This is a genomic window from Shewanella sp. SR43-4 (assembly GCF_014163845.1).
Lineage (GTDB): Bacteria > Pseudomonadota > Gammaproteobacteria > Enterobacterales > Shewanellaceae > Shewanella > Shewanella vesiculosa.
The window spans coordinates 63,840-77,511 of record NZ_JACJEB010000014.1 but is presented as its reverse complement, the minus strand read 5'-3'; the positions used below and the strand labels follow the sequence as shown (position 1 = coordinate 77,511).

General features: G+C 41.5%; 13 protein-coding genes. 6 read left to right on the top strand and 7 right to left on the bottom strand.

The features are described 5' to 3' along the window. Positions 1-13: 13 nt before the first annotated feature. The 6 genes from H5123_RS15600 (at position 14) to H5123_RS15575 (ending at position 7,148) form a co-directional block, all read left to right on the top strand. Complete coding sequence (locus H5123_RS15600; protein ID WP_182698564.1) at positions 14-784, top strand: ATP-dependent zinc protease; 771 nt, start codon at positions 14-16, stop codon at positions 782-784. An 8-nt stretch (positions 785-792) separates the two neighbouring features. Continuing rightward, positions 793-2,301: an inactive transglutaminase family protein gene (locus H5123_RS15595; protein WP_182698563.1), complete on the top strand. Its 1,509-nt coding sequence runs from the start codon at positions 793-795 to the stop codon at positions 2,299-2,301. Next, positions 2,301-3,257 carry an alpha-L-glutamate ligase-like protein gene (locus H5123_RS15590; RefSeq protein WP_124018178.1) on the top strand — a complete coding sequence of 319 codons (957 nt, stop codon included), beginning with the start codon at positions 2,301-2,303 and terminating at the stop codon, positions 3,255-3,257. Before H5123_RS15595 ends, H5123_RS15590 begins: the two co-directional genes overlap by 1 nt. Beyond that, positions 3,220-5,031 (top strand): hypothetical protein, encoded by a 1,812-nt coding sequence (locus H5123_RS15585; RefSeq protein ID WP_182698562.1) that lies wholly within the window; start codon positions 3,220-3,222, stop codon positions 5,029-5,031. Before H5123_RS15590 ends, H5123_RS15585 begins: the two co-directional genes overlap by 38 nt. Further along, entirely contained in the window at positions 5,009-6,133 is a 1,125-nt protein-coding gene (locus H5123_RS15580; protein ID WP_182698561.1) for a DUF3541 domain-containing protein, read from the top strand. The genes H5123_RS15585 and H5123_RS15580 overlap by 23 nt, the downstream gene beginning before the upstream one ends. A gap of 115 nt (positions 6,134-6,248) precedes the next feature. Further along, positions 6,249-7,148 (top strand): LysR family transcriptional regulator, encoded by a 900-nt coding sequence (locus H5123_RS15575; RefSeq protein WP_124018175.1) that lies wholly within the window; start codon positions 6,249-6,251, stop codon positions 7,146-7,148. Positions 7,149-7,300: 152 nt separating this feature from the next. Here H5123_RS15575 and H5123_RS15570 read toward each other — a convergent pair whose 3' ends face one another. The 7 genes from H5123_RS15570 to thiE all read right to left on the bottom strand — a co-directional run bounded on the left by H5123_RS15570 (position 7,301) and on the right by thiE (position 13,672). After that, a complete protein-coding gene (locus H5123_RS15570; RefSeq protein ID WP_182698560.1) occupies positions 7,301-8,641 on the bottom strand; it encodes a putative metalloprotease CJM1_0395 family protein in 1,341 nt (446 codons plus the stop codon). Between the two features lie 2 nt (positions 8,642-8,643). After that, positions 8,644-8,931 (bottom strand): chemotaxis protein, encoded by a 288-nt coding sequence (locus H5123_RS15565; RefSeq protein WP_124018173.1) that lies wholly within the window; start codon positions 8,929-8,931, stop codon positions 8,644-8,646. A gap of 88 nt (positions 8,932-9,019) precedes the next feature. Next, a complete protein-coding gene (gene thiH / locus H5123_RS15560) occupies positions 9,020-10,135 on the bottom strand; it encodes a 2-iminoacetate synthase ThiH (protein WP_182698559.1) in 1,116 nt (371 codons plus the stop codon). 1 nt (position 10,136) lies between these two features. Next, positions 10,137-10,946: a thiazole synthase gene (locus H5123_RS15555; RefSeq protein WP_182698558.1), complete on the bottom strand. Its 810-nt coding sequence runs from the start codon at positions 10,944-10,946 to the stop codon at positions 10,137-10,139. A gap of 2 nt (positions 10,947-10,948) precedes the next feature. Further along, positions 10,949-11,176, bottom strand: a complete 228-nt coding sequence (gene thiS, locus H5123_RS15550) for a sulfur carrier protein ThiS (protein ID WP_182698557.1) — start codon at positions 11,174-11,176, stop codon at positions 10,949-10,951. Further along, positions 11,163-11,981: a HesA/MoeB/ThiF family protein gene (locus tag H5123_RS15545; RefSeq protein ID WP_182698556.1), complete on the bottom strand. Its 819-nt coding sequence runs from the start codon at positions 11,979-11,981 to the stop codon at positions 11,163-11,165. Before H5123_RS15545 ends, thiS begins: the two co-directional genes overlap by 14 nt. Beyond that, entirely contained in the window at positions 11,978-13,672 is a 1,695-nt protein-coding gene (gene thiE, locus H5123_RS15540; RefSeq protein WP_182698555.1) for a thiamine phosphate synthase, read from the bottom strand. The genes H5123_RS15545 and thiE overlap by 4 nt, the downstream gene beginning before the upstream one ends.

Genomic DNA, 13,672 nt, shown 5'->3' with positions numbered 1-13,672 from the left:
AACAGGAATTGACATGTTAAAGCAGGTAATTGCTCTATCCGTTGTAGCGGCCCTCATATCGGGTTGTACAACTACTCAAAAACCAATAACACCTCCGCTAACCAATGCTGATTTGAATAGCAGTTTGCAAGTTTCGCAAACCGTCATTATTGATGCTATACATTCACAAAGCAGTCAGCACATTGCCGACATTAGTGCGCTTTCTGATGAAGTCAGAAAGTTAAAGACGCAAGTCAGCACTGCAATGAGTCAGAAACCAAAAACGGTAATAGTTCAACCTCCAGTCTCCAAACCGGTTTCAGTGCCACTACAATGCCCTGAAAGTCTTATTGGTGAAAAATTTCTCCTTGGCGAAGTCGAAAGTGTTTTTATTGATGAGTTAAAAGCAAAGTTTGCCACCCGTATTGATACCGGTGCCGAGTCATCATCTTTGGATGCGCGCAATATCGTGTTATTTGAACGCGAAGGCGTACAATGGGTTCGTTTCGGCGTCGTCACTAATAATGCAGATCAACCAGAAAATACTTTTGAATTTAAAGTAGAGCGCTTTGTTCGTATTAAACAAGATGCAGATTCAGATGATGATCGTCGTCCGGTTATTCATGCCCATTTGAAAATAGGTAAATATGCCGCCGAAACTGATTTAAATTTAACGGATCGAAGCCATCTTGATTATCCTTTGTTACTCGGTCGCAAGTTTATGAAAGATATTGCCATTGTTGATGTAGGTCAAATCTACATTCATGGTAAAGACAAAAACCAAATTACCACGTTAATTAAGTAGGATCCGTAATGCATTCTCGTAAACCGTTTTACATATTCGTTGCGCTGCTATTTATCATCGGGATCAGTACCAGCATATACCGTGGTATTGAACACAATGTGCCTTTTTTACCTGGTGAACAGGTTCAAAGTTGGGCCGTGGACGCTAAAATTAGTTTCAATGGCAACAATGAACCTGCTGAAGTCAATTTTTCATTACCTGACGATCCTGCATTTGATATTTTAGTTGAAAACGCATCATCGCCAGGTTATGGCTTAAACATTTCAGCCGATGCCAATAATCGTCGGGCAATATGGTCGATTCGTGAAGCTACAGGCTCACAAGCACTATATTATCGCGTAACTTTGGTTCCAACCGGTAAACTCACTATTGAAGCAGACCAGGAACCTGTAACACCTGAACCCTATTTATGGCCTGCAACTGAGAAATCAGCAGCCGACCAAATAATTGAAGAAGTATGGGCTCGTAGTGCAACGAATTTGTCTTTTGCTCAGCAATTAATGAATTTGATTAATGATAATAACCAAAGCCAAAATATGGCCTTGCTACTATCGGCTAACACTTCAACCAATTTGTTTGTCCACATGTTGCACTCTAAAGGTGTACCGGCACGCATAGTGAACGGTTTACAACTTGAAGATCAACGCCGTCGCCAACAACTGACATCATATGTTCAAGTGTATAATGACGGTCAATGGGAGCTTTTTGATGTACCCAACAACAAGAAAGGCCGTGATAATACCTTAGTATTATGGGAATACGCAGGTCACCCAGTTCTTGATGTTATGGGAGGTACTAATTCATTAGTTAACTTCTCCATGCTACAAGATACTCGTTCAGCATTAGCGACATCTATCGACATGATGATGAATGACGATGCCATGGATTTCTCCCTGTATCAGTTACCACTTGAAGAACAAAGCACATTTAAAGGCATATTATTAATACCCATTGGAGTATTAGTTGTCGTGTTCTTGCGAGTGATTGTAGGCATCAAAACATCGGGTACATTTATGCCGGTATTGATCGCCTTGGCATTTATTCAAACCACCCTACTCACTGGCTTAATTGGTTTTTTACTGATTGTTGCCTTTGGTTTAATGATCCGCTCCTATCTGTCGACACTTAACTTACTGCTCATATCCCGAATATCAGCGGTTATTATTGTGGTTATTTTTATTATCGGCTTATTTACCTTAATCTCATTCAAATTAGGCTTAAGTGAAGGCTTAACCATTACGTTCTTCCCGATGATCATTCTCGCTTGGACCATTGAACGTATGTCGATTCTTTGGGAAGAAGAAGGCCCTAAAAAAGTCTTTGTATCTGGTAGTGGTAGCTTATTTGTGGCGACATTGGCTTACTTAGCTATGGACAACCAATTAGTTCAGCATTGGGTATTCAACTTCTTAGGGATCCATTTAGTGATCTTAGCGTTGGTATTAGTAATGGGACAGTACACTGGTTACCGTTTAACTGAGTTAAAACGCTTTAGACCATTAGTTGGAGAACAATAATGAAGTACGCCTGGCCCTGGGAATTGAGCCGTAGCGGTGTACTCAACATGAACAGGCGCAATATTAGCTATATTGGTCGTTATAATCAGCGTAAGTTTTATAAACGCGTTGATGACAAGCTAATAACTAAACAACTTGCGCTTGCTAATGGCATTGCTGTTCCCGATTTAATTGGGGTTGTTCATCAGCAACATAAAATCCAAGAAATACCAGCAATGGTCCTTGACCGCAGTGGTTTTGTGATAAAACCTGCCAAAGGTTCTGGTGGCAAAGGTATTATGGTGATCACTAGGGTGAGCAATGGTTGTTATTATAAACCTAATGGCCATGAAGTGACTCAGAATGAAATTTACCGCCATGTATCTAATATTTTAAGTGGATTATTTTCACTTGGCGGTAAGCCTGATGTGGCGATTGTCGAAGGATTAATTGAATTTGATCCGGTCTTTGAAGGGTTAAGTTATGAGGGTGTCCCTGACATCCGCTTAATTGTCTTTAAAGGTTTTCCTGTCATGGGAATGTTACGATTATCGACGGCGGCATCTGACGGTAAAGCAAACTTGCACCAAGGCGCTGTCGGTGTTGGTTTAGACATTGCTACCGGTAACAGTTTACACGCGGTGCAATTTGACGTGCCTGTTGATAAACACCCAGATACCCACTTCCCGCTGTCGAACATAGTCGTTCCTCATTGGGAAACCTTACTTCACACGGCATCTAGTGCTTATGAAATGTGTGAGTTAGGCTATTTAGGCACTGACATGGTTCTAGATAAAAACAAAGGTCCATTGTTACTCGAATTGAATGCCCGCCCCGGTTTAACAATTCAAATTGCCAATGGAAGAGGGATCTTACCTCGACTTAAGCATGTTGAAGCGATGAATAGCTCAGCAATGTCAGTTGAGGAACGTGTGGCTTATGCTAAAAAGCATTTTTGTAGCAACCCTATTTTTTAATCTTTTAGCCACAACACATGCTGTGGCTAATCCTTTAGCACTGTTCATAGAACAGTGCTTACAATATCAACCAGATTTAGCACAACAGACGCTTGTTTCTTTTCAGTCTGTTGAGCAACGAGCAGTTGCATTTGAAAAAAATACACTAGCGTTAAATAATATTAACGACAGAATTCAATACTATCGCCCTTTTGCCAATAACAGCATCAATAGACAAGGCTTATTATGGTGCCAACTTCACCTTGCTGATGAACTTAATGCAGTCGTTAGCGCACCACAAACCTTATATCTCATTGACCAATTACCCTACCTTGCTCCGCCTTATAACCAATTAGGACAACGTTTAGAGACCATAAAACGTGCACAATGGCCAGTCATCGAAAAATCAAAATTGCATGGTGCCCAAGCCAGCATAGATCAAGCGTTATCGCAGCAACACTTTACCCTGCAATTTAATCAACAAGATTGTGTGTTACCACAACAAACAGAAACCACAAACAAACATCAAGATACTGAGCCTACCCAAAATAAGAATATTGATATCAGTATTGCCAAATACTTAATTAAACAACCCAAAGAATACTGCAGAAAACAAGCCTGGCTCGCCTATCAAACTCGCGCTAAAGAACAACAGGCAGCAGCGGTTGAATCAATCCATTGTCTGCAACAGCAGCAAGCCCATCGTCAAGGATATGCCAATACAGCTCAAGCTCAGCTGGCCTCTCATCGCTTAACGCCTCAATTATTACAACAATTTTTAGATAGCCAAACTGCCAATATCGATATTGCGCCCTGGAATATTGCCCAGACGTTAAGTGACATAAGTAAATCATCTAGTATGGAAATGATGACAACAAATGTATTTCTACAGCAAATATTCACCAGTCTTAAGCCTCTTAACCTTAAATTTGAACTCATCACAATCGAAAAGCCCAGAGTAGAGGGAGAAACGTCATCTGATGATGGTCAACAAAACAGCTTAAATGAAACCCAGATTATTCGGGTATGGCATCAACAACGCTTACTCGGTGAAATTTTTACTTATCCACAAGCGGATCAACAATCACGTCAAGACGTTAATGGTCAATTGATAAAACAAACCGTCGTTGGTCATCAATTTGGCCAATATGCACTCAGTTTTCCACCACAATTAACCCGTGCAACACAACAACAAAAATTAATTAACCAATTAAGCCAAGCAATAGTATCCTTAGCACAAGGTGGAGAGTTTTATTTTCTCAACCATAAAGCGCAGAATACGGATGCTCACGCCATTGCAACACTGTGGCTAGTTAACTATATTAAACAGCAGCTTAAATTAGAAAGTATCTCTAAACGATATCAGTTAGTCGCTCAATATCAGCAACAGTTATGGGTATTTAGAGCCAAGGTTGCACTGGATTTTTATCAATATGATGGCGACTTCAACAACACAGAACAGAACACATGGTTAAGTCATAACCAGCAGCTATCAGCGTACTTTGAACAAAGTTTTGGTCAACAATGGCCGCAAGCAACAGATGCAATATACAGCTATCAAGCTATTGCTAATGAAGGAGTTAATTATTATCTTCCGCTATGGCAAAGCGCATTGACTGAGCTAATTATGAATCAAACACCAGCCAATATATCGACTGGAGAGATATTTAATTTACTGGTAGTCAATGAAACACATTTAACCTTAAACGATCAACTCGAGCAGCTTATAGGCTTACCGATTGACCCACATTCACTTATCAGGAGATTTAAACATGCTGGAACTACGCAAGAGTAAAACACTCTCGTATTTACTAATGTCAGCTACGTTGTTTAGTAGTGTGGCTTTCGCAAAAGAATCGGCAGAAAAAACCGCCCATACTTTAACCGCTGAACAAGTTTATCAAGGCATAAAATCCAATTTAGAAACCAACCTTTACTCCTTACCCCCACGAGTTCAAGGCCACTATGCTATACGCCAATTCCGTATGACTGGGGAACCCAAATACGCTAACGGCTCATTAATTGATCTCCTCACTATTGCTGAACGTCAAGCTTACTATTCATGTAATCTGGATAAGCCCGGTTTTATTAAAAGTGAATCAAAAATTGAGGCGGATAAATTAGGTTCAGGCCCACGGGCTATTGCCCGTAAAGAAGCCATCGCGCCCTACCCTAATTTTATGTTATATACCGACGTGCTATTGCGCTATGCCAGTCGAGTGGATGAGTTTGGTTTTACCGGACCTTGTCATGATTTAATGATAAAAACCCTAAAAAATGCTAATTTAGAGCCTGCTTTCACTGATACAAAAATGATTAAGGCTTGGGCCGCGCAGTTAATCAACTATGTATATTGGGCCAAACAAATCGGCGTTGGCGACTATTACCAAGCTTACAAACAAGCTTTTATTAAAACCTATCCAGATAGCAATGATGATAAACTCAAAAAAGGCCAATATAAAAACAAAGTCTATGGTATGACTCACTTTATTTTTTCTGCCAGCGAGTATTATCAACACCCTGTCGATCCAAAAGAATATCAGTGGATTTTAGATTACTTTGAGAAAAATATTGATCGTATTCTGACCGATACGACTGAAGATATTATTACTGAAGTTGGGATTAGTTTCTTAATTACGGGTAACGGCGATAACCCAGTTGTGGATAAAGTGAAACAACACGTGATTGCGGCATATGATCCAAAAATCATGATGATCCCGTCACCACATGGCAAAGCTGAATTATCTTCTGGTGAACACAGAAACGTACTAGCAATGATGTTATTAAATTGGCCTGAAACATTACACAAAGGTCCGTATTTAAATAATATTGCGAGTACTAAAAAGTACTTACCAAAATTAGTGAAGCCTAAAGCTTCTCTGAACAATGCTAAATAACACTCAATACTAGCCAAGATACATTTGAGGCAAATGCTGCAGTGCATTTGCCTTTTTTATGATAAAAAATACGCTAGTTTCCTTCATTTTCAGCCAACAATAAAGAGAGCACTTAATGAGCAGAGCAAAATCAACCTTAGAACAATGGCGAATAGTCCAAGCTGTTGTTGATTTTGGCGGCTATGCTCAAGCGGCAGAAAAACTCAACAAAAGCCAATCATCGTTAAATCATGCCGTGGCCAAGTTACAACATCAATTGGGGATCAATCTACTCGAAGTCAAAGGTCGAAAAGCATATTTAACTGAGCAAGGTGAAGTGTTATTGCGTCGCTCTCGACACCTAACACAATCTGTTGAAGAACTTGAACAACTGGCCTCAAATTTAGGCCAAGGCTGGGAACCTAACCTCACTATTGCCAGAGAAATTGTTTACCCAATGGACAATCTTGTGGAATCATTGAGAGAGTTTTTACCGGACAGCCGTGGTACTCGGGTAACCATTATTGATTCTGTTATTTCCGGAACCCACGAACTTATCAATAATAATCAAGCTGATATTGCTATTTGTGCCACCGCACCTAAAGGCCATATATCTGAACCATTATGTGAATTAAGTTTTGAACTGGTTTGCCATCCAGATCATCCTCTGGCAACTCTGACCTTAATTGAAGATGACAAGCAATTAGCCCAGCACCTACAAATTGTCATTAAAGATACCGGAATAAATGCCAGTAATGATATTGGGTGGTTAAAAGCAGAACAACGTTGGACCGTCTCGAACTTTCATGAAGCAAAGAGTATTCTGGCCCGTAATATTGGCTTTTGTTGGATACCTAGCTTTTTAGTTGAACAAGAAATTGCCAATAAACAGCTTATCCGCTTACATTTACGTGGCAGTTATCAGCGCAAAATAATGCTTAACTTGGTCATTCCCAATCGAGATCAACAAGGACCCGCCTGTAAATTATTAGAAAGCCTCATTTTGAAACAACATGATTTACCCTTTAATGGCTAATGCTGAGCAGCAGAGGTTATTTGTTAAGTCACTGAAGATACTCACAATACAATTTATAATACGAATTTCATATTCCGATTAACAGATGAGCCAATGTTTGAGTTGATCGTGAACAGGTTGAATGGATTAAATCAGCAGGAGGTGCTGAAGTACTACACATAAATTTCAATCGATTGATATTGGTCGCGTTCTGATGAAGATAAAGACGTTTGTATTTGACGATTAGAGTCTCGTTCGGCATTACTGTTATTATTTGTCACCGCATTATTTGTAGCTGTATTATTAGCAAGACCATTATTAACCAGTGCCTCATTATCCTGTGCCGCAGATACAGGACGCTTAGACGACGATGAATTGATATTTGCGTTATCAATACCATGTGTTGTGTCTATTTTCAAAACACTACTATTTGGCGCGATAGAGTTGTTTGAGTTAGTTGCTGGAGTCAATGGCTGTTGATTCTGTGCGCGAGTAAAAATATTGCCGCTCTCAGCTGAGGTTTGATTATTCAGTGTTGAACCAGTATCTTGCTGGCGGTCTTGTATCAACTGTTTATTTGCTTCATTCATGTTTTGTAGCGCTTGCGCAGCCACACGAATATCGGCCATTGATGGTTGCACTGGCGCCATCGCTGCCGCATATACCTTCTGCATTTTACTTAATGTTGCTTTAGGATCGCCTGAAACAGGCGACACATCAATACTCACCTCACCTTCTACGGCATAACGCCGGCCGTCTGGCCCTTTTTCATATTGATAACTAGGGCTCTGAGTTAAACTACCGCCCACTGCTGCATGAGCTTGTTCGTGAGTTTTAACCTCGGAATCTCGTTGTACAAGTTGTTCAATCTGTTTTGTTTGAGCTTGTTCTATTTGCTGTTGCTTTTTTACAATCTGTTGCTCAACTTGCTGTGTAGCTGTTTCATCTTGATTATTTGATGCCTGAGGAGCTGATTGTGAATCAGACTCAGCAGCAAAGGGATCCACTACTGTGTCATTTGTTGCCGCAATAGTTCTAACTACTGGCTGTTGCGTATTTGCCGCATCACTTGAAATATTAGTTGTAACATCTGCACTGACTGATTTTTCAGCAAGTGTGACGCTTGCCTGTGCTGGCACGGACGAATTATTCAATACGCCAGCCAGATTCGCAGGACCGCTCTTTAGGTTATAACTATTAAGTGGATCAGAACCGACAATTTTATAAGATTGAGTTTTGTCTGCTGCAGCAGTTTGACTCGCTGTAGCTTGAGCCGTTTGTGGCTGATAAGCGTGTTGTTGAGAAGTGGAATTTTGACCGACATCAGTATTGATAGATTTGGTACTGATTGGATTAATACTAGTGGGTTTAATATGACTAGTAGTTTCAATAGCAGAGATTTTAAGACTGTTGTTTGCAACGCTACTGGTGTGAATAGCTGCTGCGGATATTGTATTGTGATGCGCAGCATTAATGAATGAACCAATGTTAGCAGAAACCATTGGCGCACTCATGTTTACACTTCTATATCAATCAAACTACCCACTGTTTCAGAAGCCTCTTCAATCACTCGTGTTGAAGCTTGAGCTTGATTCGATGATTGAGTTGCAGAGACTAAAGCTGCTGTGGTGTCAGTTTGATCAACTGCACGTGAACTAAGTGTCACAGTATCTTGAGTTGATGCATTAGCGACTGCAGGCTTTTGTTGATCTGGCGTTGCTACAGATGTTGTTGCTTGCGCTAAACCTTGCTGAGCACTTTGTAAACCTTGTAAACCAGATGAATACGCTGATTGAACTTGCATAATGACGACTCCTGATCATAAAAACTTTCATTTAGTATGATCTAAACCGACTAATATGTACAGTTTATAAGCAAACCAATCTTAAACTTTAATCATTATTCCAGCCCATCTCCCAATCTTTCCATACCGGATTCAATCCTCGTCGCCTCATTTGGCTTATCACTTGCTCTGCAGAGCGATTATCACTGATCTCAAATTGATCAAGTTGGCTGTCAGGTGTCATGTAACCACCAGGTTGGGTTGAACTTCCGGCACTCATGTGAGTAATTCCAAGTGGCAGTAAATTATCTCTTAACGACGGCAGTTCACGTGTTGATAAACTGATTTCAAGTTGCGGATTAAACAACCTAAATGCACAGATCAATTGCACTAATCCGGCATCGGTTAATTCAACCTTAGGTGAAATACCACCAGTACATGGACGTAACCGAGGTAATGAAATACTGTAACGATTACGCCAGTAGGTTTTCTCTAGATAATCAAGATGATACCCCATTAATAATGCATCGAGTCGCCAATCATCTAACCCAAGTAATACCCCTAAACCTATTTTATCGATCCCTGCTTTTGCGACTCGATCTGGGGTATCTAAGCGATAAACGAAATCTTGTTTTTTACCGCGAGTATGATGTTTTGCATAAGTTTGTGGCCGGTAAGTTTCTTGGTATACCATAACGGCATCAACACCTAACTTACCAAGACGCTGATATTGTTCTGTTTCCAATGGTTGAACTTCCATTGCCACGTAATTAAAAGCCTTGCTAACTAACGGTAACACCGACTCAAAATACCCCATTCCAACTTTGGTTTCGTGTTCACCAGACACCAGTAATATCGAATCGAAGCCACGTTGTTTAATAATAGCCATTTCTGCTGTGAGTTCATCACTGTTAAGGGTTTTACGCTTAACCTTATTGCTCATGCTAAAGCCACAATAATCACATTCATTGGCGCACAGATTTGATAAATACAAGGGTAAGAAAAGACCGATATTGGCACCGAATCGCTTTCGAGTTAGCTGAACTGCTTGCTGCGCCATCGGTTCAATATATGGCATTGCGGCAGGAGATAATAGTGCCAACAAGCTATCAAGATTACCGCTTGGATTTTGCAAAGCCAATTCAACGTCTTTGGCGGTAGTCGAATACAAGTTCATCGATAATGCATCGGGGGATAATTGTGTAAATACGCTTGAATATAACATGTTAACCCTCCTTGATATTCACTGACTGCGTCAGTGAATTGATTGATGCTTCTGTCAGAAATCCGGTTAATGGACTGGTTGCATCGGCGTGATGACTCACAGCCCCTAATCCTGCAAGGTAGGCTTGTCTTCCTGTCGCGACCGCATCAGCAAAGCATTTCGCCATTTGCTGAGGATAAGCACTACTTGCAATCGCGGTATTAACCAATACGGCTGCGGCCCCCATTTCCATTGCTCTGCAAGCTTGCGAGGGGGCACCAATTCCAGCATCAATGATCACAGGTATGCTGGCTTGTTCGATGATAATGCGTAAAAAGGTTTCCGTGGCTAGGCCTTGGTTACTGCCGATGGGGCTACCAAGAGGCATCACTGCGGCGCAGCCGACTTCTTCTAATCGGCGACATAACACAGGATCGGCATGCACATAAGGCATGACAATATAGCCTTGCTCGCATAATTGTTGAGCCGCGATCAATGTTTCAATAGGATCTGGCATGAGATATTTAGGATCTGGATGAATTTCAAGTTTAATCCATTTAGTGCCAAGCATTTCATAAGCCAGTTCGGCAGCAAAAATAGCTTCTTTGGCGTTGCGCGCACCCGCGGTATTAGGTAATAACTTTACCCCCATACTTTGCAGCGGCCCGAGTAAATTGTCATGGCCGCGGGTTAAATCAATCCGCTTCATCGCCAAGGTAACTAACTGCGATCCCGAACTGTTTATAGCTTGTAACATAGTGTTGTGATCTGAAAATTTTCCCGTCCCAGTGAATAATCGAGACGAAAATTGATGATCGGCTATCGTTAACATTATTAACCTCCAGCAACGGCAGAAAAAACCGTAATATTATCGTTCGCTTGACACAATACGTGCACCCATCGGCTTCGTGGTACAACACTATCGTTGACGACTATGGCGACCGCTTGAGTGGGTAGATCACTTAAAATCAGTAATTCGGCCAAATTCAAATTAGCCCGAACGATTTGTTCGACCCCATTGAGTTGCAAGGCAATCTGAGAGTGGCAATTAATATGCGTCATTGGGCTGCTCCGAAAGCTGAGTGACTGACTGTTGATGACATACTGCACACTCTGGATCTTGGCTCATGTGGGCATGCTGCCAATGTAAGTTTTTAGCATTAAAGCAATGTAAAATACCGTATTGAGTGAAGGTATTACTGAGATGTTGTATGCCCACCAGCGCTTGCATACTGGCAATAATGCCCGCAGCAGGCCCAAGAACTCCTGCTCGAGTACAATTTTGCGTAATCGTCATATCAAGTGGATATAAACAACGATAACAGCCGCTATTTGGGTGTAAATTAGAGCCTGAGTCTGAAAAATCAATACAAAATAGTTGTCCTTGATAGCCACTGATTGCGCCACTAACCAACGTCAATTTCTGTTCAACGCAGAGTTGATTAATAAGCTGCCGTGTCTTGAAATTATCAGTGCAGTCAAATACTAAAGGCTTGGTTACTTTTCGCTTGATAAGCTGATAAAAATGCTGGGCAGTAACTTTTTCCGCGATAGTATTGATGTTGATTTCAGGGTAAGCACGATTAAGCACTCTTTTAGTAACAGCAACTTTGGTTTGGCCAATATCTGTGGCAGTAAATAATAGCTGCCGTGGCAAGTTAGATAGTTCAATAACATCATGGTCAATCAACAACATATGCTGAACACCTGCCGCCGCGAGGTAATGAGCGACTAGATGCCCTAATCCGCCCATGCCAATAATGACGACCGAACTATTCATAATGGCGAGTTGGCCAGTCTCGCCAATATCACTGAGTAACATGGTGCGTGAGTACTGGATATACTGCTGATCCGATAGTATATTCATCTCACCTCCGCAGAGACACTCGGTTTCGATAATGATCGCGTCGACTGTAACCACTTATGATTTAACGCTTGATAAGCTTTAGCGGGATCTGCAGCAGCGCTCACGGCTCTGACAACTGCAACATCACCCACCCCAGTCATGGCAATGACCTCAAGATTACTGAGATTGATTCCGCCAATCGCTACCGTTGGATAATGACGCGAAAATAAGCTGATATAACGTGTAAGCTTAGTGATCCCTTGAGGGGCTGATGGCATTTGTTTCGTGGTGGTAGCAAAAATATGCCCCAGGGCAATATAGGAAGGTGAGTGTTGGTGAGCTAATAAGGCTTCAAAATAACTGTGGCTCGATAATCCTAATGCCATTCCAGCTGCAGCTATCGCGGCTAAATCTGCAGTCGCCAAATCTTCTTGGCCTAAGTGAACCCCAAACGCACCGTGTTTAAGCGCCAGTTGCCAATGATCATTGATAAATAACTGAGCATGAAACTCTCGGCCCAGTTTTATCACCTCAATAATATTAGTTTCGAGTGTTAATCGCTGCAGACTGTCCGAAAAAGTGTCGCTATCGAGTTTAGTGCGATATTGAATGGTTTTGCAGCCAGCAGATAGCAGCTGTTTGAGTATATTTAGATCATCAACAACAGGATAAATACCGAGTGGTTTTAGCAGCGATTTAAAGTCATTATGGGCTGTGTGTTTAAACGAAGCTTGAGCGAGATTGTTTGATGTAATCAACTTGATTAACGGCATAGCCTGTAAATCATCGGGCCAACCGGTACGGGCTAAAATCCCAGGACCTTGCCCTAGACTGAAGCCTAATGCTAAGCCTTTATTGACATAAGCTTTTGCCAACACAATAGCATCATGGATCACTAAATCATGGGCAATAAAACACGCTATTGCAGATGATAAAGTGCAACCACTGCCATGATTGTTATTAGTGACTATCCGCTGACTGCTTAACATAAACACGGCATTACTGTGTGCAACACTGGCGCCTGGTACGCTTGAACTGACATAAACATCTGTCGCATCGTGCTGCCAATGAGCATCACCACCTTTGGCGAGTACATGGCATTTAAATATATTTGACAACCACTTAGCGTCGTTAATCATCTGCAGTTGCAGAGTCCTCATGGGATCGATCTCAAGCGATGATTCAAGATTGAGGTTATCATTTCGATGTTGCGCTAAAACGCAATGATGACATAAGCGACCTAACTCATGTTGATTAGGGGTTAATAAGTCAATTAAGCCAATGAGAGGACTAAAATCGAGATCCATAGGATTAAAGCTGGCACCACTGCTGGCGACCATCACAGGATCAAGCACCACAAAAGGAGCTAAAATTAGTGTAGATCGTATCTGGGTTAACCAATCAGCCAAAATGTTTACCTGTGCTTGGGATGCCAACAGGCCAATTTTAATCGCTACCGGCGGCAGATCTGCACATAAGCTGGTCAACTGAGCCAGTAACATGGATTCAGAAACAGTTTCAACAAGACTGACACTGACTGAGTTTTGCGCAGTTAATGTGGTTATTACGCTACACCCGTGACATGACAAGTCTTGCATGGTGAGTAAATCAGCTTGAATCCCCGCACCACCACCACTGTCTGAACCGGCTATGGTCCAGACAATGGGTGGGGTTTGCATTATGGATTCACTGACAAATGTCGATGAATTCAT

Excerpts from the sequence above, each read along its gene's own strand:
- H5123_RS15600 (WP_182698564.1), top strand. The coding sequence starts at position 14 with ATGTTAAAGCAGGTAATTGCTCTATCCGTTGTAGCGGCCCTCATATCG.
- H5123_RS15595 (WP_182698563.1), top strand. The coding sequence starts at position 793 with ATGCATTCTCGTAAACCGTTTTACATATTCGTTGCGCTGCTATTTATC.
- H5123_RS15590 (WP_124018178.1), top strand. The coding sequence starts at position 2,301 with ATGAAGTACGCCTGGCCCTGGGAATTGAGCCGTAGCGGTGTACTCAAC.
- H5123_RS15585 (WP_182698562.1), top strand. The coding sequence starts at position 3,220 with ATGCTAAAAAGCATTTTTGTAGCAACCCTATTTTTTAATCTTTTAGCC.
- H5123_RS15580 (WP_182698561.1), top strand. The coding sequence starts at position 5,009 with ATGCTGGAACTACGCAAGAGTAAAACACTCTCGTATTTACTAATGTCA.
- H5123_RS15575 (WP_124018175.1), top strand. The coding sequence starts at position 6,249 with ATGAGCAGAGCAAAATCAACCTTAGAACAATGGCGAATAGTCCAAGCT.
- H5123_RS15570 (WP_182698560.1), bottom strand. The coding sequence starts at position 8,641 with ATGAGTGCGCCAATGGTTTCTGCTAACATTGGTTCATTCATTAATGCT.
- H5123_RS15565 (WP_124018173.1), bottom strand. The coding sequence starts at position 8,931 with ATGCAAGTTCAATCAGCGTATTCATCTGGTTTACAAGGTTTACAAAGT.
- thiH (WP_182698559.1), bottom strand. The coding sequence starts at position 10,135 with ATGTTATATTCAAGCGTATTTACACAATTATCCCCCGATGCATTATCG.
- H5123_RS15555 (WP_182698558.1), bottom strand. The coding sequence starts at position 10,946 with ATGTTAACGATAGCCGATCATCAATTTTCGTCTCGATTATTCACTGGG.
- thiS (WP_182698557.1), bottom strand. The coding sequence starts at position 11,176 with ATGACGCATATTAATTGCCACTCTCAGATTGCCTTGCAACTCAATGGG.
- H5123_RS15545 (WP_182698556.1), bottom strand. The coding sequence starts at position 11,981 with ATGAATATACTATCGGATCAGCAGTATATCCAGTACTCACGCACCATG.
- thiE (WP_182698555.1), bottom strand. The coding sequence starts at position 13,672 with ATGAATTCATCGACATTTGTCAGTGAATCCATAATGCAAACCCCACCC.